The sequence below is a fragment of the Flavonifractor sp. An112 genome, assembly GCF_002161085.1.
In the GTDB taxonomy this organism is placed as follows: Bacteria; Bacillota; Clostridia; order Oscillospirales; family Oscillospiraceae; genus Flavonifractor; species Flavonifractor avicola.
Genome location: NZ_NFLU01000004.1, coordinates 209,755 through 227,836, shown reverse-complemented (window position 1 = coordinate 227,836; position 18,082 = coordinate 209,755). Strand labels below are relative to the sequence as shown.

General features: G+C 61.9%; 17 protein-coding genes. 3 read left to right on the top strand and 14 right to left on the bottom strand.

Features of this window, described 5'->3' with window-relative positions:
• Positions 1 to 32: 32 nt before the first annotated feature.
• From B5E56_RS05595 to B5E56_RS05585, 3 genes are read right to left on the bottom strand one after another with little or no spacing between them, the layout of a single operon-like run.
• Positions 33 to 440: a GNAT family N-acetyltransferase gene (locus B5E56_RS05595; protein WP_158098671.1), complete on the bottom strand. Its 408-nt coding sequence runs from the start codon at positions 438 to 440 to the stop codon at positions 33 to 35.
• 5 nt (positions 441 to 445) lie between these two features.
• The gene (locus B5E56_RS05590; RefSeq protein ID WP_087388968.1) at positions 446 to 3,103 is read right to left on the bottom strand and encodes a DNA translocase FtsK; all 2,658 of its coding nucleotides are present in this window, start codon (positions 3,101 to 3,103) and stop codon (positions 446 to 448) included.
• A gap of 49 nt (positions 3,104 to 3,152) precedes the next feature.
• A complete protein-coding gene (locus B5E56_RS05585) occupies positions 3,153 to 4,001 on the bottom strand; it encodes an undecaprenyl-diphosphate phosphatase (RefSeq protein WP_242958779.1) in 849 nt (282 codons plus the stop codon).
• A 182-nt stretch (positions 4,002 to 4,183) separates the two neighbouring features.
• On the opposite strand from B5E56_RS05585, the gene B5E56_RS05580 reads away from it, so the two are divergent.
• Positions 4,184 to 4,597 carry an S-layer homology domain-containing protein gene (locus tag B5E56_RS05580; RefSeq protein ID WP_087388967.1) on the top strand — a complete coding sequence of 138 codons (414 nt, stop codon included), beginning with the start codon at positions 4,184 to 4,186 and terminating at the stop codon, positions 4,595 to 4,597.
• 12 nt (positions 4,598 to 4,609) lie between these two features.
• Positions 4,610 to 6,055: an SH3 domain-containing protein gene (locus B5E56_RS14390; RefSeq protein WP_143383135.1), complete on the top strand. Its 1,446-nt coding sequence runs from the start codon at positions 4,610 to 4,612 to the stop codon at positions 6,053 to 6,055.
• A gap of 45 nt (positions 6,056 to 6,100) precedes the next feature.
• On the opposite strand, the gene B5E56_RS05560 is transcribed toward B5E56_RS14390, so the two are convergent.
• From B5E56_RS05560 to abc-f, 11 genes are all read right to left on the bottom strand, one after another.
• Positions 6,101 to 7,750 (bottom strand): stalk domain-containing protein, encoded by a 1,650-nt coding sequence (locus B5E56_RS05560; protein WP_087388964.1) that lies wholly within the window; start codon positions 7,748 to 7,750, stop codon positions 6,101 to 6,103.
• Positions 7,751 to 7,902: 152 nt separating this feature from the next.
• Complete coding sequence (locus B5E56_RS05555) at positions 7,903 to 9,312, bottom strand: aminopeptidase (RefSeq protein WP_087388963.1); 1,410 nt, start codon at positions 9,310 to 9,312, stop codon at positions 7,903 to 7,905.
• A 26-nt stretch (positions 9,313 to 9,338) separates the two neighbouring features.
• Positions 9,339 to 9,932 (bottom strand): dephospho-CoA kinase, encoded by a 594-nt coding sequence (gene coaE / locus B5E56_RS05550; RefSeq protein ID WP_087388962.1) that lies wholly within the window; start codon positions 9,930 to 9,932, stop codon positions 9,339 to 9,341.
• A gap of 351 nt (positions 9,933 to 10,283) precedes the next feature.
• The gene (locus tag B5E56_RS05545) at positions 10,284 to 11,012 is read right to left on the bottom strand and encodes an anti-sigma-I factor RsgI family protein (RefSeq protein WP_087388961.1); all 729 of its coding nucleotides are present in this window, start codon (positions 11,010 to 11,012) and stop codon (positions 10,284 to 10,286) included.
• Complete coding sequence (locus B5E56_RS05540) at positions 11,005 to 11,487, bottom strand: RNA polymerase sigma factor (protein WP_087388960.1); 483 nt, start codon at positions 11,485 to 11,487, stop codon at positions 11,005 to 11,007. The genes B5E56_RS05545 and B5E56_RS05540 overlap by 8 nt, the downstream gene beginning before the upstream one ends.
• A gap of 33 nt (positions 11,488 to 11,520) precedes the next feature.
• Complete coding sequence (locus B5E56_RS05535; RefSeq protein WP_087388959.1) at positions 11,521 to 11,769, bottom strand: hypothetical protein; 249 nt, start codon at positions 11,767 to 11,769, stop codon at positions 11,521 to 11,523.
• Between the two features lie 106 nt (positions 11,770 to 11,875).
• A complete protein-coding gene (locus B5E56_RS05530; protein WP_087388958.1) occupies positions 11,876 to 12,901 on the bottom strand; it encodes an L-threonylcarbamoyladenylate synthase in 1,026 nt (341 codons plus the stop codon).
• 147 nt (positions 12,902 to 13,048) lie between these two features.
• The gene (locus B5E56_RS05525) at positions 13,049 to 13,306 is read right to left on the bottom strand and encodes a hypothetical protein (RefSeq protein ID WP_087187077.1); all 258 of its coding nucleotides are present in this window, start codon (positions 13,304 to 13,306) and stop codon (positions 13,049 to 13,051) included.
• 40 nt (positions 13,307 to 13,346) lie between these two features.
• The gene (gene prfA, locus B5E56_RS05520; protein ID WP_087187078.1) at positions 13,347 to 14,411 is read right to left on the bottom strand and encodes a peptide chain release factor 1; all 1,065 of its coding nucleotides are present in this window, start codon (positions 14,409 to 14,411) and stop codon (positions 13,347 to 13,349) included.
• Positions 14,412 to 14,423: 12 nt separating this feature from the next.
• Positions 14,424 to 15,059, bottom strand: coding sequence for a YdcF family protein (locus B5E56_RS05515; RefSeq protein ID WP_087388957.1), 636 nt, complete (start codon positions 15,057 to 15,059; stop codon positions 14,424 to 14,426).
• Complete coding sequence (gene abc-f / locus B5E56_RS05510) at positions 15,056 to 16,957, bottom strand: ribosomal protection-like ABC-F family protein (RefSeq protein ID WP_087388956.1); 1,902 nt, start codon at positions 16,955 to 16,957, stop codon at positions 15,056 to 15,058. Before abc-f ends, B5E56_RS05515 begins: the two co-directional genes overlap by 4 nt.
• 88 nt (positions 16,958 to 17,045) lie before the next feature.
• Between abc-f and mtnA the strand changes: the two genes are divergently transcribed.
• On the top strand, positions 17,046 to 18,035 hold the full coding sequence (gene mtnA, locus B5E56_RS05505) for an S-methyl-5-thioribose-1-phosphate isomerase (RefSeq protein ID WP_087388955.1): 990 nt from the start codon (positions 17,046 to 17,048) through the stop codon (positions 18,033 to 18,035).
• Positions 18,036 to 18,082: the final 47 nt, after the last annotated feature.

The following is an 18,082-nucleotide window of genomic DNA, read 5'->3' as shown; positions in this document are numbered from 1 at the left end:
TCCGGCGACTGCGCTCCTCTTGTTTGATTTGATTACAGCTCTTTGACATAGAAATAGTGGCCGTAGCTGCCGGTCCCCTGCTCTACCGCACCGAAGCGGTGGTAGCCCATCTTCTCATAGAAGCGGGGGGCCTGAAAGCCGAAGGTATTCAGCTCCAGCCGCTTGGCGCCCTGCCGGGCTGCGTTCTCCTCCAGCTGCTCCAGGATGCAGGCGCCCAGACCGGCGCCTCGGTGGTCCTCTGCCACCCACAGCACATCCAGCATGGCCAGCTCCCCCATCCGGAAGGCATCGCAGCCGCCGATGATCCGCCTGGCCTGGTCGATAACCACCAGGGACAGATCCGCCGTATCCGGCACAAACTTCCGGTTATAGGCCCGCAGTCCGGCGTGGATGGCCTCACCGGCCCCCTCGTCGGCGGGACGGATTACAAACTGCTCCATTCCCATCACTCCATATCAAAGGGGGGCATATCCCGGCTCTGGGGAATGGCGTCCCCCTCAAACTCCAGTTCATCAGGCACCGGCTCCGGCGCACTGCCGGCCATGTCCTGCTTGAACTGCATCTCCTGCCACTGTTCCTTGCTGATAAGCACCTGTCGGGGCTTGGAGCCCTCAAAGGGTCCAACGACCCCCTTCTCCTCCATCTGGTCCACCAGACGGGCGGCACGGGAATAGCCCAGCTTGAGCCGCCGCTGGAGCATGGACACCGAGGCCATACCGGTCTCCACCACCACTTCGATGGCGGCAGGCAGCAGCTCGTCGTAGTCGTCTCCCACATCCTCGGGTTCGGAGCCGCCCACGCCCTTGGAGCCCTTTTCCTTCTCGGCGGCGTGCTTTTCGATGTCGTGCATGATCTCCTGATCGTACTCGGCCCCGCCGCTGTTCTGCTTGATGAAGCCCACCACGGCGGCCACCTCCTCATCGGAGATCAGGCAGCCCTGAACACGCTGGGGCTTGCCGGAACCCAGGGGGAAATACAGCATATCGCCCCGGCCCACCAGCTTTTCCGCGCCGGTGGTATCAAGAATAATACGGGACTCCAGAGAGGAGGCCACGGCGAAGGCGATACGGCTGGGGATGTTGGCCTTCATCAGGCCGGTGATCACGTCGGCAGAGGGCCGCTGGGTGGCGATGATGAGGTGCATACCGGCGGCACGACCCATCTGGGCCACCCGGCAGATGGATTCCTCCACCTCCTTGGCGGCCACCAGCATCAGGTCGGCCAGCTCGTCGATGACCACCACAATCTGGGGCATCTTCTCCATGTCGTCGGTCTTGGCGGCGTGGGCATTGTAGGAGGCCAGGTCCCGGACACCGATCTCGGAGAACGCCCGGTATCGCTTCATCATCTCCACCACCGCCCATTGGAGGGCGCCGGCGGCCTTCTTGGGGTCGGTAACCACCGGGATGAGCAGATGGGGAATGCCGTTGTAGATGCCCAGCTCCACCATCTTGGGGTCCACCATGATGAGGCGGACCTCCTCCGGGGTGGCCTTGTACAGCAGGGAGATAATGAGGGAGTTGGTACACACCGACTTACCGGAGCCGGTAGTACCGGCGATCAGCAGGTGGGGCAGCTTGGCGATATTGCCCACAATATTGTTGCCGCCGATGTCCTTGCCCACGGCAAAGGATACCTTGGAGGGGTTGTCCCTAAATTCCCGGGAATCGATGACGTCGTGGATGTACACTGGGGACACCAAGCGGTTGGGTACCTCGATGCCCACCATGGAGATTTGGTTGGGGATGGGGGCGATACGCACGCCGGTGGCGCCCAGAGCCAGAGCGATGTCGTCGGCCAGGTTGGTCAGCTTGTTGAGCCGCACGCCCTGATCCAGCTCCAGCTCATACCGGGTCACCGAGGGGCCCCGGGTCACGTTGGAGATGCTGGCGTCGATGCCGAAGGAGCGGATGGTATCAGACAGACGGGCCTGATTGACCCGCAGCTCCCCCGCCACATCGGAGCTGGATACCCCCTCCCCTTCCGTCAACAGCGAGACAGGGGGATACTGGTAAGCCACAGGCTCTTCCTCCAGGCTTCGGGCAATGTCCTGGGCCACCTCGGCGGCAGCCTGGGCGGTCTCCTCCTTCTGGCGGGCCTTGGCGGAGGTGGGGGGCACGGCGGGCTCCCGCACGATCTCAGGCACAGGCTGAGTCTCCGGAATGGGTTCCGGCTCCGGCTGGACCACAGGCTGGGGCTGGACGGCTTCATGCCGGATCTCTGCCGGGGCGGCAAAGGGCAGAGCCTCCTCCTCCGGCGCCTCCGTCTGGGCCTGGGTAGTGCCGGTCAGCACCTGGTCGGGGGTGGGCACCGAAGGCTTGCGGTTGAAGAAGCGCTCCTTCTTCTCAATGGGCTTGGGCTCCCGCTTCTTGCCCACCAGGGGACCGTCGTCCACCGGGATGTCGATCTGGGGCTGCTGTCTGCGGCCCTCCCGGACAGGTTCCGGCTCACGCTCGGCTTTCTTCCGGCGGGGACGGGGCTCGGGGATCTCCTCCTCCTCGTACTCCGGACGGCTGCGAAGCCTGTCCACCACATCGGTGGGAGAAATATGGAAGCACACCATAACCAGGATCACAGCCAGCAGCACAAAAATGATACCGGCGCCGATCTTGCTGAACACAGCCGTGAGACCCAGTGCAATCACACCGCTGATCACACCGCCGCTGGCCAAAGCCTCGCCCTGTTTCCAGAGCAGTTCCGGCAGCTTCATATCCCAGGCATAGGCAGCCTGGGCCAGCAGCAGGTGGAAGAAGCCGCCTGCCAGCACCGGCAGCAGCAGAGCGCACCACACCCGCAGCCGCACCGGGCGGCCCCGATGGAAGGCCAGAATACCGCTGGCCACCAACAGCATGGGAGGCAGCAGCAGATAGCCGTAGCCGATCAGCCCCTTCACCAGCCCGCAGAAGAAGTCGATGAAGATGGCCTGGATGTGGAAGTAGCCCAGCGCGGCGAAGATGGCCAGCAGCAGACACACCACAGCCCCCACCTCCCGGCGCACCGGACGGGAGGCGGCTTTTTTCCGGCTAGCAGTTGTACGGGAAGAGGTAGACCGGTTTGCAGTGGTACGCTTTCCTCCCGTGCTTTTCTTTTTTGCTGTGGCCATGGTATCAGATCCTTTCAGGGTCGGGTTTTCCGCTTTACAGCGGCAGTGCTTATTTCAGCACCACAGTCTTTACAATTCCGGCAATCAGGCTGCCCAGGCCCACCGCCCAGCAGTAGTAGGCGAACTTGCCGAACTTGCCCTTGTCGGACAGGCTCTTGACCAACCGAATGGCGAAATAGCCTACCACGGCAGCCACCGCCACACCCACCAGGTACATGGGCAGTTCAGAGGTTACAAAGCCGCTCTCCGCCGCGTCCTTCAGCTCCAGGATATTGGCGCCCACAATGGCGGGCAGGGACATGAGGAAGGAAAAGCGGACGGCAAAGGCCCGGTCAAAGCCCCGCAGCATACCCACGGAGATGGTGGTACCGGAGCGGGACAGGCCGGGGATCACCGCCAGCGCCTGGCCGCAGCCCACGATGAGAGCGTCCACCACGGTGGCGTTCTTGGCGGTCTTGCGACCATGAGCCAGCCGGTCAGAGAAAAAAAGGATAAAGCCGGTGGCCAGCAGCGCAATGGACACCATAATGGAACTGGCAAACAGAGCGTTTACCGCATCCTGGAGCAGCACCATTATAAACAGGGGCAGGGTGGCGATGATAATGAGCATTACCATCCGCCGGGCGGGAGGCGGCGGAGTACCGGTGTCCTTCCCTGCCAGGGCGGCGATGCCCAGGAAGAACTCCCGGATCATCTCCACCACTTCCTTCCAGTAGACCACCAGCACCGAGATCAGGGTACCGAAGTGGAGCATAACCGTAAACATCATGTACTTTTCTTCTATGTTCTCCATACCGAAGAACTGCTGGAACAGGGCCAGGTGGCCGGAGCTGGAGATGGGCAGAAACTCCGCCACACCCTGGATGATCCCCATGAGGATGGCCATCAAATAGCTCAAAACGACTTCCTCCATTCACGATTTTTGGGAATCGAAACCCGTTTGAAAATGAGTTCGTCCCCGGTACATCGCCCCTGTACGCGGTATACTGCGTCAGGGCGGTTAGTTTTTATCATATCATATCCGGCGGAGTTTTTCCATCCTTTTTCCCACCAGTTGAAAAAATTGCGGAATTTACCGCTATGCTGTACACTGCCCTGGCGCAGAAGAATGCTCTGCCTCAGGCACCCGAAGGTGTGGAGGAGCCCCTCTTTGCTGACGTGGAAGGCACTTGGGCCGCCGACTACATCCATCAGGCCGTCCGACTGGGCCTGGTGGCTGGCTCCGATGAAAACATCTTTGCCCCTGATCGACCCATTACCCGGCAGGAGATGATGACCATCATCGACCGCTGCCTGGACCTGCCCGACGAAAACGGCCTGGGCTTTGCCGATGACGGCGACATTGCCTTCTGGGCCCTGGAAGCCGCCGCCCGCACCTCCGCCGCCGGGCTGTTCCAGGGCGGCAGCGGCAATGCTCTGATGCCGTTGGCCGCCTCCACCCGGGCCGAGGCCGCCACTGTGCTCAGCCGTGTGGTTGAGACGCTGGAACAATAAAGGAGAATGGGTATGATGAGACGCGCTGCCGCTCTGCTGTGCGCCCTGGCACCGCTGGCCGGTCTGGCCGCCTGCGGCGCCCCACAGCCGGAACCTTCCTCAACGCCTCCTTCACCCTCGCCCTCCCCCACGCAGACTCCCATCCCCTCGACCACTCCGGAGCCTTCTCCCACCCCCAGCGCGGAGCCTACACCAACCCCCACCCCAACCATACCTGTGTGGGATGAGGACCATACCCTGGACCGGAACGTCCCCAAGCTGACCGGCGGGCTGGAGCTGCCGGTCTACGGCGCCACCGGCTATGCCGCGGTAGAACAGGGCCTGTGGGCCGCCATTCCCGCGCCCACACCTACCCCCACAGCCACCCCCTCCCCCACGCCTGTTGTGACGCCTTCTCCCACACCTGCTCCAACACCTGCCCTCTCCGCTGAACCGGAGCCCTCTGGTTCTTCCGCACCAGAGCCGGCCCTTTCGCAGACACCAGCCGCGGAGCCGTCCGTCTCGCCCACTCCGGAAGCCAGTCCCCTGCCCTCCCCTGTTCAGGCCCAGGCCACGACTCAGCTTTCCGAGGCCCAGCCCGCCGCCGATCCCTATGCCGGGGCCGCCGCGGTGCTGCCCGCCGGTACTTCCTTTACTATCTTAGAAGAAAAAGGAAACTGGTGGAGGGTATCCTCCGGCTACGGAACCGGCTGGGTGGACCATCGCCTGTGCATGATCAATCTGCCCGACGTGGTCCCTTCTATCGTATATGACGCCACCAACGCTTATGCCTCCCGGTACACCAGCTCGGGTAAAGATATCCCCGGTATCACCGGCCAGGCCCTCTACCAGGGCAAGGTGTATAACCCCCGCTTTGATGAGGAGCAGTTCCTCATGCCGGTGCTCTACGCCACCGCCAAAAAGATCTGCGCTGCCCAGCAGAAGGCCCTGGCCCAGGGCAACAGTCTGAAGCTATACGAGGCCTACCGGCCTTATGCCACCCAGCAGGCGGTGGTCAAGGCATTGACCGCCCTGGCGGAGCGTGATCCTGATGTCAAGGCGGGCATCACCACAAAGCCCTGGTCCATGACCTATTTCATCAACACTGGCTACTCCAACCATCAGAAGGGTTTTGCGGTGGATGTAAGCCTGGTGAAGGTATCCCGCACCGAGACCCGTACCACCGGCGGCCACACCTATCTGGTACCGGTGGACTATCAGGAGTACGAAATGCCCACCCCCATCCATGAACTGAGCATGGCGGCGGCCTCCACCACCGGTCCCGGCGAAACAACCCTGGCTTCCACCATGAATGACCCGGCCATCGCCCTGCGGGACTACTTCCGCAAGGCGGGCATGACGCCCCTGGAGTCGGAGTGGTGGCATTTCAACGACTACGCCACCCGCACTCTGGCGGGAGGACGCACCTCCACCGGCGGCTTTGAGGTCACCCGCTGCCGCAGCACCACACCTGGATAAAGAGAGAGGCAGGACATTTCGTCCTGCCTCTCTCTTTGATCTGATCTAGTTTTTGACACCGGAACCGCCACAGCCGCTGCACAGCCTCTGGCCGGTTCCGCCGCAGTAGGTACACTTCTGAGGGGTCTCGATCCCCATGACGGAGATAGACTGCCCCTGACCGGTGCCTCTGCAATAGGGGCAGGTCACCATTCCGTCTCCGCCGCAGACGGCGCAGGGCTCAGAGCCCACGGCGGAGCCGCCGCTGCCGGAACTGCTGCCGCCGGAGGTACTGGTACCGTTGTTGAATATCTCTTTCACGTTGCTGCCGTTACTGTCCATAATATAGATGGAGGTAGCGCCCCAGGAGCTGGACCCGGCAGTAAAGCCGCTCTGGCTCTCAAGAAAGACCACCTTGGAGTCGTTGTTGGCCAGGCATCTGCACTGGTAGCTGCCCTGATAGAGCACCTCCTGGAGGTCGGTGCTGCGGTTGACCCGCACCACCTTGGTCTGGCTGTGACCATACTGCCAATCCGCCGTCCAGGTATAGACGTTGGCCTGCCGGAAACCATTCTCGGCAGCGTTGTAGCTGCTCTCGCTGACACTCTGACGGACGCCGGTGGAGGCGTTGTGGAAGTAATAGGCGCCGTCGTCATCAAAGTAGATGCCCGAGCCGTCCGCTGCGCAGAAGAGATCGCTCCCCACGTTGTCATATAGAGTCCGGCTGGCGCCGGTGGCCGGATCGGCCTCAATGATGGAGTGGGACCAGGCGGCATTGGAATAGAAGTAGTCGCTGAGATAGATCTTGCCGCCCGCAGCCGTCATATTGATGTAATTGGACAGCCCATCGTTGTGGTAGAGCTGCCTGCTGCTGCCGGTGTTCAGGTCCACGGCGTACACCGAGTTCTCGTTCTCGCCGGTGACTACCAGATAGTCCCGGTAAATCATCATCTGCGCGATCTCCAGTTTCCCGTCCTGATTGAATACGATGGACCGGGCGCCGGTGGCGGGATCGATGCGGTAGACGGCCTGATTGCTGCCGCTCCCATGGTAGTAGACCTTCCCGTCGTAGGGAATGATCTCAGCGGGATAGACCGCCGCGTTGAAGGAGGTGACGGAGACGCCGTCATACCGGTAGAGCGTGGTCTGCCCCCCGAAGGAGAAGTAGAGGATGTCCCCGTCAAACACCGCCCTGCTCCGGACCTCCTTGTAGGTGATGTCCTTGTACACCCGGTTTTGGTCGGCGGCAGCCGACTGGCCGCCGGAGGTGATGACCACTCGGTTGTTGGCCCCGTCCCACTGCACGTTGCAGTCCAACGACTCAGACACCGCCCGGACGGGCACCAGGGTCCGGCCGTTGAGAGCTATAGGAGCTACATCCAACTCGAAGTACTGGGCCTGACCGTCGCCCACCTGCTTTGCCAGCACATTTTTCCCCAACTGCATGGCAATCAGGGTATCGCCCCTCTGGGCCGCCACTCCCTGATATTCTGGTACCCACTCCACTGTAGCGCCCAGCTTCTCGAAAATGGCCCGGAAGGGCACCAGCACCCGCCCGTTCTGGGCGATGGGCGGCTGATCGAAGGTCAGCTTCTCCCCATCCACATACACGGAAATCTCGCTGCCCGCCGCCTGGGCGATACTTCCGGCAGGCACAAAGATCGCCGCCAGCATCAGCACGGAAAGCAACCAGGATAAGATTCTGCGCCTTTTCATGGTGTCAACTTCCTTTCTGTTTTAAATTGTAGGAAGATTGTACCATATTTATCCTTGTATATCAATCCATGCCAGTTCTTTTTTGCCGTCCGGGCAAGCAAATAGGGAGCGCCCGGCCTGATGGCCGGGCGCTCCCTTTTCGTTCTTTTTAGTTACTGGGCCTCGTAAACTGCCTTCATGCCCTTGTAGGTCATATAGCAGTCCAGCTTGGACACGGTCTCGAAGGGGGCGTGCATGGACAGAACAGGCACGCCGGCGTCGATGGTGTCGATGTCACGCTCAGCCATATAGCAGGCCACGGTGCCGCCGCCGCCGGCGTCCACCTTGCCCAGCTCGGCCATCTGCCACACCACACCGGCGGCGTCCAGCACCCGGCGGGTGTAGGCTACCAGCTCGGCGGAGGCATCGGAGGCGCCGGACTTGCCCCGGGCGCCGGTGTACTTGCACAGGCCCATGCCGTAGTTGACCTTGGCGCTGTTGCGCTTCTCATACACGTCGGCAAAGTTGGGGTCGAAGGCGGCGGTCACGTCGGCGGACAGGCAGAAGGACTTCTCATAGCAGGCCTTCAGGGTCACCCGCTGGGCGTCGCACAGATCGCTCATGAAGGTATCGAAGGCGGCGGACTGCATACCGGACACGCCCTCGGAGCCGATCTCCTCCTTATCGGCCAGCATACACACGGCAGTGCGGGCGGGGGTGCCCAGGGTAAACAGGGCAGCCAGGGCGGCAAAGCCGCACACCCGGTCGTCGTGGCCGTAGGCGCCGATGAGGGAGCGGTCAAAGCCGATATCCATGGCCTTGAAGGCGGGCACGGCGGACAGCTCGGCAGAGATGAAGTCCTCCTCCAGGATGCCGTACTTCTGGTTCAGCAGGTCCAGAACAGCCAGCTTCACCCGGTCAGAGCCCTCGTCACCGGCAAAGGGACGGCTGCCGATGAGCAGGTTCAGGCTCTCGCCGGGAATGGCCTCGCCCAGAGGCTTCTTGGACTGCTCGGACCCCAGGTGGGGCAGCAGATCGTCGATGGTGAAGCGGGGCTCGTCCGCGCCGGCGCCGATGGCCACCTTCACGGTGGAGCCGTCCTTCAGGGCGATGACGCCGTGAAGCTCCAGGGGAATGGTCACCCACTGATACTTGCGGATGCCGCCGTAGTAGTGGGTCTTGAAGAAGGCCAGCTCGGAATCCTCGTAGAGGGGGTTGGGCTTCAGGTCCAGCCGGGGGGAGTCGATGTGGGCGGCGCCGATGTTGACGCCCTCGCTGAGGGGCTTGGTACCGATAACGGCCAGCATGATGGCCTTGCCCCGGTTCACCCGATACAGCTTGTCGCCGGGATTGAGGGCCATACCCCGGACAAAGGGCTTGAAGCCGTGCTGCTGGGCCAGGCGGACGGTCTCGTCCACGCACTCCCGCTCGGTCTTGCCGGCGTCCAGGAACTTCTTGTAGTCCTCGCAATATGCGTTCAGATCCGCCTCCTCCGCGGGATTCAGGCGGTCATAGCCATTCTTGGGCTGATAGAGCAGGGCTTCCCGCCGCAGCTCACCGGCGGCCTTTTGTTTCTCTTCCATGTGAGAGTCCTCCTTTATGATAAACGTTATGGGATCAGCATCTGAAACAGAGCCAGGGCCTTTTGGGCAAATTCCTCCGCCGTGCCCTGATTCTCCAGGATATAGGTGCAGTGGGTACGGAAAAAATCATCCCCCTGCTGGGCATCCACCCGCTTGCGGGCGTAGTCCTCCGGGATACCCTCCCGGGCCATGATGCGGCGGACACGGATCTCCCTGGGAGCCAGAATGCCCACCACCGCGTCGCAGGTCTCCCCTACGCCGCTTTCGATGAGGGCGATGGCATCGATGGCTACCGCCGGCCGTCCGTCCGTCTCTGCCTGGGCGGCCTGCTGGTCGATCTCTTCGATAATAAATCGATGGGTAATGGCATTTAGATCTGCCAAAGCTGTGGGATCGGCAAAGACCACACTGCCCAGGGCCTTCCGGTCCACCTGTCCCGTCTCATCCAGAATGGCAGAACCAAAACGGGCCGTCAGGGCGTCCCCCATGGGAGCGCTGTGGGCCAGCAGGTCATGATACACCTGATCGGCGTCAATGATATGGGCACCCAGTTCGGTCAATACGTTGAGGGCGGTGGTCTTACCCGCTCCGGTGGGGCCGGTGATGCCGATGCGTTTCATGTCCTTCGCCTCCAGCAGTTAGTATACCATGACAGCAAGCGGCTTCACCGCTTGCCCGCCAGATATCCGGCGAAAGCCGGCTCTGCCGGCTCAGTCATGGTGTAACAAGCGCAACCTGCCCTTTGCTGCGCAAAGAGCAGGTGCATGAAATGCACAGCCGCATATCTGCGGCTTTTGCGCTTATTATACCACACTGCACAAGGGGTGTGTGAGCGATTTGTAAATTGTGGCGGCTTCTCCACATCCGCAGCCTAATTAGTATACCACAAGTTCCGCCCCTTTGGAAAACGATTTTTTCCAAAGCCGAAAAATCGGGACGGCGAAGCTTTATTCGCCGTCCCGATTTTATCGCTATTCATGCTCGGACCAGCCGTGGTGATGGCCGTGGCCGTTCCCCGTCGGGGCACTCTCTACAACGTTTCCCTGCTCCAGCGATCCAATCCAGTCCCGGATCTGCCGCATGGTCAGCCCCGCCACATCCTCCGCCGTCACAGTGGGGTCCAGGGCCTGAAGTTCCAGAAACGCCTGGTACTTGCCCAGGGACAGCCCGGCGTGGTGGGCCTCCTCCAGCGCTTCCGCATCCCCATGATGGCACTGGACATTCTCCTGCCCGGCAGTACAGTCCTCCGCCCCCGCCAGCAGCCGGCTGCACTGGACCTCGTCCTCCCCCGCCACGGTGATGGACAACAGCTCACCTGCAGCCAGCCGGTCAGCAATGCTCTCACTGGCTACCAGCTGTTCCAGGGCCTCCTGGTAGTCCATCAATCTCAGGTCCAGGCTGTCGGCCAGCTCCTGACCGTCCTCATTCCAGGCGCGGACGGTCACTACCCTATCAAACCTGTTGATCCCCAGTTCCAGGGATGGATTGATGTCCACGCTGAGATAGGTGGTTGGTATAAAGTAGTAACGGTATCCACCCAGTCCCACCAGCAGCAACACCAGGCAGGCCGCCGCCGCGGCCAGGTAGCCCACAGGCCGGTGGCGGCGGCTCCGCGCCCGGTCCAGGGCGGCCCGGGTATTTTCCTTCATGGCTTCTCCGGCGTGAAGCTGCCCAAAGGCCTCCCGGATCTGCTCATCCATGGTCCTCACCCCCCAGCGTTTCCTTCAGGTACGCCCTGGCCCGGGCCAGAGTGGTGTAGATGGTGTTCACGTTCTTACCCAGCAGGCGGCTCAGCTCCGGGGCGGTATAGCCCTCGTAGTAGTGGAGGTATACCACCTGCCGCTCCTTCTGGGGCAACGCCAGCACGGCGGCCAGCACCTCCTGCCCCTGGCCGGTAAGCTGGTCGGCCTGGCCGGTCAATTCCTCCAGAGGCACGGTATTTCTGCGGAAAAAGCTGCGGAGCAGGTCCTTGCAGGCATTGAGGGTCACCCGGATGAACCAGGCCTTCTCATGCTCGCCGCTTTCAAAGGGCTTGTCATGGAGCAGATACTTTAAAAACACCGTCTGGAAGATGTCCTGGGTGTCCGCCTCATTCTTCAGATGGATCATGCACAGCCGCCGGACGGTATCTCCATACCGCTCCACGGCCTGGTTGGTCTCCTCTTCGCTCCGCACACCCTCACCTCCCCTCCTGCTCAGCCGGACCTGTTACCAGCCGTGATGGCCCCGGCCCTGGCCATGACAGCCGTACCCGCCGGTATGGCGGCAGCCTGTGCCCTGGTAGTCGCACACACCGTCGCCGTCGGTATCCACAAACCGGCAGTAGTTCCCCCGGTTGTCACAGATCCCGTCACCATTGGCGTCCACGTAATTTCGCCCCCCGGCGGCAAAGGCGCCGGTCACTCCCACCGTCAGCACCAGAGCGGCAATGGCGGTACCCATCAGGATTTTCTTCATGGTGATTCCTCCTTGATTCATTGGGTTTCACCTTGAATACGAACCAAAGGACGGAATCCTTTCAACACTTTGAAAAAAGATGGCCGTGAAAACACGGCCATCTTCGTTAATCGGGCTGATCAGCCCGGATGATATGGAATCCGGCCGCCTTGTTGAGCCGGTTGGCCACCGCCAGACCAATGCCGGTGGCGTCGGGGCACTGGGCCCAGATGTGTGTCACGTCGGTGCCGTCAAACCAACGCAGGGCGTCAAACACCCGTCTGGCCTGCTCGGGCACGTCGGTGCTGGGGCCCAGCTGCTCCAGGGGGTGGCCTTCAAACAGATGGGTATACTCGTCAAAGCAGATCACCCCGTCGCCGGGGTCCATATGGGTCTGGATGTATCGGGCCGCCGTCTCAGGCGCGCCCTGAACCACCGTCACCGGCGCCTTGGGGGCGTAGTGGCGGTACTTCATGCCGGGAGCCTTAGGCTGCTCCCCGGCACCCATGAGCCGGGTCACTGCCGGGTCCACCGCCACCTCGCCCAGTACACTCTTCAGCTGCTCCAGAGTGATGCCGCCGGGACGCAGCAGCCTGGGCGGCTGCTCGGTCAGGTCGATGATGGTGGACTCCACCCCCACGGAGCAGGGGCCGCCGTCCACAATGCCGTCGATCTTGCCGTCCATATCCTCCAGCATATCCGCCATATTGGTGGGGCTGGGCCGGCCGGAAGTATTGCCCGACGGGGCAGCTACCGGCACATCCGCGGCAGCGATGATAGCCCGGCACACCGGATGGGCCGGGCAGCGCATCCCCACTGTGTCCAGTCCGGCGGTAACAGCGGCAGGCACAATGGGCTTGTGCTTGAGGATCATGGTCATAGGACCGGGCCAGAATTTGTCGGCCAGGGCATAGGCCGCCTCCGGGATGTCCTCGCAGTAGCGCTCCAGCCAGTCGGCGGTGGGGATATGAAGAATCAGCGGGTTGTCCTGGGGACGGCCCTTGGCCGCAAAAATGTGACCTACCGCCTCGCTGTTTAGCCCGTTGGCCCCCAGGCCGTACACCGTCTCGGTGGGGATACCCAGCAGACCGCCCCGGCGGAGGATGTCCGCCGCCTCCCCGATCTGCTTATCATTTAAACGCAGGGTATGCATCCTTCCTCACCGCTTTCTCAAAACCGATGACAGCGGCGGCGACGGCGGTCCCTCTGTACCACCGTCAGGATACCTGCCGCCAGCAGGGCGGCGCCGGACAGGATGTGCAGGATGCCAATGGCCTTTTTCATACCCAAGTCTCCTTTGTTATTCGTAGATGCCCACCGGGGTGCCCGCCAGTTCAATGGTGGTATCGGGGGCGAATTTGGCCTTTTGCAGATAGCCCTTCACGGTGAGAATGCCGTATTTGGGGTTGACCTTCTCGTCCTCCAGCTCCAGCTCCAGATAGTCGGCGCCCGAGCCGGTGAGCCAGCCGTCGTCCTCCAGCAGGTTCGCCAGATCGTCCCGTACCAGATCCAGGGTCAGCCCCTCCGGCAGGGTATTGAAATGAATGATCAGTTCCATGGTCAGTGCTCCTTTTCTAGGATTCCGGGATGCCTCCCGTTTATTCCTCCTGGCTGTGTTTGAGTCGCTCGGCCTGGTCAGCGGTAACCAGTCCATCGATGATCTCGTCCAGGTCGCCGTTCATCACATTCTCCAGCTTATACAGGGTCAGGCCAATGCGGTGATCGGTGAGCCGTCCCTGAGGGAAATTGTAGGTGCGGATGCGCTCGTTCCGCATTCCGGTGCCCACCTGGCTGCGGCGCTCCGCCGTCAGGGACTCCTCCTGCTCCCGTACCTTCTCCTCATACAGCCGGGAGCGCAGGATCTGCATGGCCTTGTCCCGGTTCTGGAACTGACTGCGCTCCTGCTGACACTCCACCACGGTGCCGGTGGGCTTGTGGATGAGCCGCACCGCGGAGGAGGTTTTGTTCACGTGCTGGCCGCCCGCGCCGGAGGAGCGGAACACCTGCATCTCGATGTCGGCGGGATTGAGCTCAAAGTCCACCTCGTCCACCTCGGGCAGCACCGCCACGGTGGCAGTGGAGGTATGGATGCGCCCGCCCGACTCGGTCTCGGGCACCCGCTGGACCCGGTGTACTCCGCTTTCAAATTTCAGGCGGGAGTAGGCCCCGTCTCCCTCAATGGTAAAGCAGATTTCCTTGACGCCGCCCAGCTCGGTTTCATTCACCGAGTCTACCTCCACCTTCCAGCGGCGGGCGTCGGCGTACATGGAGTACATCCGGAACAGGGAGTGGGCAAACAGGGCCGCCTCCTCCCCTCCTACTCCGGCCCGGATTTCCACAATGACGTTTTTGTCGTCGTTGGGATCCCGGGGCAGCAGCAGGATGCGGATCTCATCCTCCAGCCGTGCGATGTCCTCCTTGGCCTGCTGATACTCCTCCTGGGCCAGCTCCTTCATGTCGGGATCGCCCATCAGCTCCTCCGCGTCCTTCAGGTCCTGCTGACGGCGGGTATAGGCCCGCCAGGCAGTGACCACCGGCTCCAGCTCCCGCTGCTCCTTATTGAGCTTAGCCACCAGGGCCGGGTCATTATAGGTCTCACCCGCTCCCAGCTGGGCCTCGATACTGGCAAAACGCAGGTCCAGGGCGCTTAGTTTTTGCTGCATATCCAAATCATATCACCTGTCAAAGAAATAGGACTTGACCAGAGCCAACGGCTCCCGGATGTACATCTTCAGCCGGGATGGAATGTGGGAACTGGGGGCCGCCAGGGTGGACAGGGTGTAATCCCCCTCCCATGCCCTGTCCCACAGCATCCTCACCCGGGTCAGGTGGAAGCCGTTGGACACCACCAGCATCTGGCTGGTATCCACTTCCTTCTCCCGCAGCAGCGCCTGGGTAAAGCGGATGTTTTCCCAGGTGTTGTGGGACTGGTCCTCCAGCAGGATCTGGTCTGAGTCCACCCCGTGGTCGGTCAGATAATCGTACATACACTGGGCCTCGCTCTGGTGTTCGTCGGGGCCCTGCCCGCCTGAGGCCACGATGGTCAGGTCCGGGTGATCCTCCAGGTAGTCCAGAGCCTTGTCCAGCCGGTCCTGGAGCAGGATGGACGGCCCCCAGGACTCCACCTTGCAGCCCAGGATCACCATCACCTTGGGTTCGCCGGTGATACTGTCGTGGGCGCCAGACAGCACCACGCCCAGCAGCACCGCAAAACTCAGCAGAGCGGCCAGCACCGCCGCCAGCAGAGCCAGCAGCCATACCGGCTTTCTGCGCCCTCCGTAGGGGCGGTAATACTGTTTCTTTCGTCTCATCCTCTGGCCTCTTCCAATTCCGCGGCCAAGGTCTCCCACTTGGTGTACAGGGTGGCGATCTCGTCCTCCAGCGCCTTCTGCTCCTCATACACCTTCTGGAGCTCCAGGTAGTTGGAGGCCACCTCTTCAGCTTTCAGAGACAGCTCATACTGCCGCTCCTCCGCCTTGGCTACCGCCCGCTCCGCCGCGGCCACCTGCTTCTCCAGCTCCTTGGTGCCGCCGGGGCGCTTGGGCTTCTCCTTCTTGGGCTTCTCCGGCTCCGCCTTCACCGGGGCGGCAGCCTGGGCCTTGGCCCGCTCCCGGGCGGCCCGGAACTCCTCAAAGGTACCCTTGAAGTCGGTGATGTGCCCGTCCTCCAGCATCCAGATGCGGGTGGCGAACTGCTTGATGAAATAGCGGTCATGGGATACGAAGAGCAGGTTGCCCTCGTACTCCGCCACCGCCTCCTCAATCCACTCCCGGCTGGCGATGTCCAGATGGTTGGTGGGCTCGTCCAAGATAAGCAGATTGATCTGCTCATCCATGAGCATACACAGCCGCAGGCGGCTCTGTTCGCCGCCGGACAGGGCGGACACCGGCTTAAACACGTCCTCTCCCCGGAAGTTAAAGGCGGCCAGCCGGTTGCGGGCGGTTTGAGTGGAGCAGTCCTGATCGTAGATCATAGTGTCCACCAGGTTGCGCTCCGGGTGGGAGAAGTGGATGATCTGGGGCAGGTAACCCACCTTTACAGTTGGCCCCATCTTTAACTTTCCGGAGTCGGGCTCCTCCTCCTTCAGCAAAATCTTCAGCAGGGTGGATTTGCCGGTGCCGTTGTCCCCCAGCAGGGCGATGCGCTCGCCTCCCACCACCTCCAGATTGACGTGGTCAAAGAGGGTGCGCCCGTCAAAGGACTTTTTCAGCTCCTTGATGGTAAGCACCTCGTCCCCGCGGAACTCCCGCTCTCCGAACTTCATGTCCAGGCGGCGCTCCTTGGCGGGCTTGTCGGTGGTACGCAGGCGCTCAATCCGTTTCTCCATGGACTGGGCCCGCTTAAAGATCTTGTCGTTGCCCGAGTAGGCCCAGATCCGCAGCTGCTGGGCGGCCTTCTCCAGCTGCTCAATCTTGGCCTGCTCCTTCTCGTACCGCTTCAGCTGCTCCTGATAGCGGTGCTCTTTCTCCACCACATAGAAGGAGTAGTTGCCCTCGTAGAACTCCGCCTTGCCGTCCTGGATCTCAATGACCCGCTTGACCACCCGGTCCAGAAACCAGCGGTCATGGGAGATGGCAAGGACAGTACCTTTATACTTGTCCAGATATTCCTCCAGCCACTCCGTGGCCCGGAGGTCCAGATGGTTGGTGGGCTCGTCCAGCAGCAGGATATCGGTGTCCTCCAGAATGAGCCGCGCCAGGTTGACCCGGGTTTTTTCGCCGCCGGACAGGGAGGAAAAGAGCTGACTGCGCATATCCTGGGAAATTTCCAGGCCATTGCACACCTTATTCAGGGAGGTGATGGTATCGTAGCCGCCCCCCGCCTCAAAGGCGGCAGTGAGGGCATCGTACCGCCGCAGCAGAGCCGGGTCGCTGTCCCGGCCCATGCGCTCAGTCAGTTCCGCCATCTCCCGCTCCATGGCCCGGATCCGCCCGAAGGCGGTCTGGAGCACATCCTCCACCGTGTATTCCGGCGGATAGACGGGGATCTGGGAGATAAGCCCCACTCCCTTGCCGGGGGCGATGTGGACCTCGCCATCGTCCCAGTCCAGTTCGCCGGTGAGGATCTTGAACAGGGTGGTCTTGCCGGCGCCGTTCTTGCCCAGCAGGCCCACCCGCTCCCCCTGGTCGATCTGGAAGGTAAGGCCGTCCAATATTTTTTTGCCTACCTCGAATTCTTTGGACAGGTTCGAGACGGAGATATCGATCATTGCTTGCCTCCAAATGGTGTGTGTGGTACAATCGGTTGGAACAAAATGCCCCGGTCCGCCGGGGCCGCATCACAAGGAGGAGTTCTCTATGGACGCGATCCGTTGGGAAGGAAATACCCTTTACTTACTTGATCAGACAAAGCTTCCGGTGGAAGAGACCTGGCTCCCCTACACCGATTACCGGCCGGTGGCCGATGCCATCCGCACCATGGTGGTGCGGGGAGCCCCCGCCATCGGCGTCACCGCCGCCTACGCCTATTGCCTGGCCGCTCTGGCCGGGGAGGACCTGACCGAGGCCAAGGCCGTCCTGGCCGCCAGCCGTCCCACGGCGGTCAATCTGTTCTGGGCTCTGGACCGGATGGCCCGCAAAGCCGAAGCCTGCGGCGGCGATCCGGAAACCCTGATTGCGGAAGCCATTGCCATCCATCAGGAAGATGTGGCTATGTGTAAGGCCATGGGCCTTTACGGCGCTTCTGTGGTGCCTGATCACGCCCACATCCTTACCCACTGCAACGCCGGAGCCCTGGCCACCGGCGGCTACGGTACCGCTCTGGGAGTCATCCGGGCCGCCCACGAGCAGGGTAAAGTGGATATGGTTTACGCAGATGAGACCCGTCCCCTGCTCCAGGGTGCCCGGCTCACCGCCTACGAGCTGGTCACCGACCACATCCCCGCCACCCTCATTGCCGACAACATGGCTGCCAGCCTGATGGCCAAGGGCAGGATCGACATGGTGGTGGTGGGCTGCGACCGGATGGCGGCCAACGGAGACTTCGCCAACAAGATTGGCACCTACTCGGTGGCGGTGCACGCCCATCATCACGGGGTTCCCTTCTATGTGGCCCTCCCCTGCTCCACCATCGATCTGACGATCCCGGATGGCGACCGTATTCCCATTGAGGAGCGGGACAAGAACGAGGTGCGTACCCTGTACGGAGTCCAGACCGCGCCAGCCACGGTGGAGGTTTACAACCCCGCCTTTGACGTGACCCCACACAGCCTGGTCACCGGCATCATCACCGAGAAGGGCGTCATCTATCCGCCCTTCAAGGAGAATCTGCAGAAGCTGTTTGGATAACACAGATAGCATCAGGACCTTCCCCCCGGTGGGGGGAAGGTCTTTTT

What these genes read in the sequence shown, in the direction of transcription:
- B5E56_RS05515 (WP_087388957.1), bottom strand. Translation starts at nt 15,059, where the DNA reads ATGAGACGAAAGAAACAGTATTACCGCCCCTACGGAGGGCGCAGAAAG.
- B5E56_RS05580 (WP_087388967.1), top strand. Translation starts at nt 4,184, where the DNA reads ATGCTGTACACTGCCCTGGCGCAGAAGAATGCTCTGCCTCAGGCACCC.
- B5E56_RS05530 (WP_087388958.1), bottom strand. Translation starts at nt 12,901, where the DNA reads ATGCATACCCTGCGTTTAAATGATAAGCAGATCGGGGAGGCGGCGGAC.
- B5E56_RS05525 (WP_087187077.1), bottom strand. Translation starts at nt 13,306, where the DNA reads ATGGAACTGATCATTCATTTCAATACCCTGCCGGAGGGGCTGACCCTG.
- B5E56_RS05590 (WP_087388968.1), bottom strand. Translation starts at nt 3,103, where the DNA reads ATGGCCACAGCAAAAAAGAAAAGCACGGGAGGAAAGCGTACCACTGCA.
- coaE (WP_087388962.1), bottom strand. Translation starts at nt 9,932, where the DNA reads ATGAAACGCATCGGCATCACCGGCCCCACCGGAGCGGGTAAGACCACC.
- mtnA (WP_087388955.1), top strand. Translation starts at nt 17,046, where the DNA reads ATGGACGCGATCCGTTGGGAAGGAAATACCCTTTACTTACTTGATCAG.
- abc-f (WP_087388956.1), bottom strand. Translation starts at nt 16,957, where the DNA reads ATGATCGATATCTCCGTCTCGAACCTGTCCAAAGAATTCGAGGTAGGC.
- B5E56_RS05555 (WP_087388963.1), bottom strand. Translation starts at nt 9,312, where the DNA reads ATGGAAGAGAAACAAAAGGCCGCCGGTGAGCTGCGGCGGGAAGCCCTG.
- B5E56_RS05595 (WP_158098671.1), bottom strand. Translation starts at nt 440, where the DNA reads ATGGAGCAGTTTGTAATCCGTCCCGCCGACGAGGGGGCCGGTGAGGCC.
- B5E56_RS05545 (WP_087388961.1), bottom strand. Translation starts at nt 11,012, where the DNA reads ATGGATGAGCAGATCCGGGAGGCCTTTGGGCAGCTTCACGCCGGAGAA.
- B5E56_RS14390 (WP_143383135.1), top strand. Translation starts at nt 4,610, where the DNA reads ATGATGAGACGCGCTGCCGCTCTGCTGTGCGCCCTGGCACCGCTGGCC.
- B5E56_RS05535 (WP_087388959.1), bottom strand. Translation starts at nt 11,769, where the DNA reads ATGAAGAAAATCCTGATGGGTACCGCCATTGCCGCTCTGGTGCTGACG.
- prfA (WP_087187078.1), bottom strand. Translation starts at nt 14,411, where the DNA reads ATGCAGCAAAAACTAAGCGCCCTGGACCTGCGTTTTGCCAGTATCGAG.
- B5E56_RS05560 (WP_087388964.1), bottom strand. Translation starts at nt 7,750, where the DNA reads ATGAAAAGGCGCAGAATCTTATCCTGGTTGCTTTCCGTGCTGATGCTG.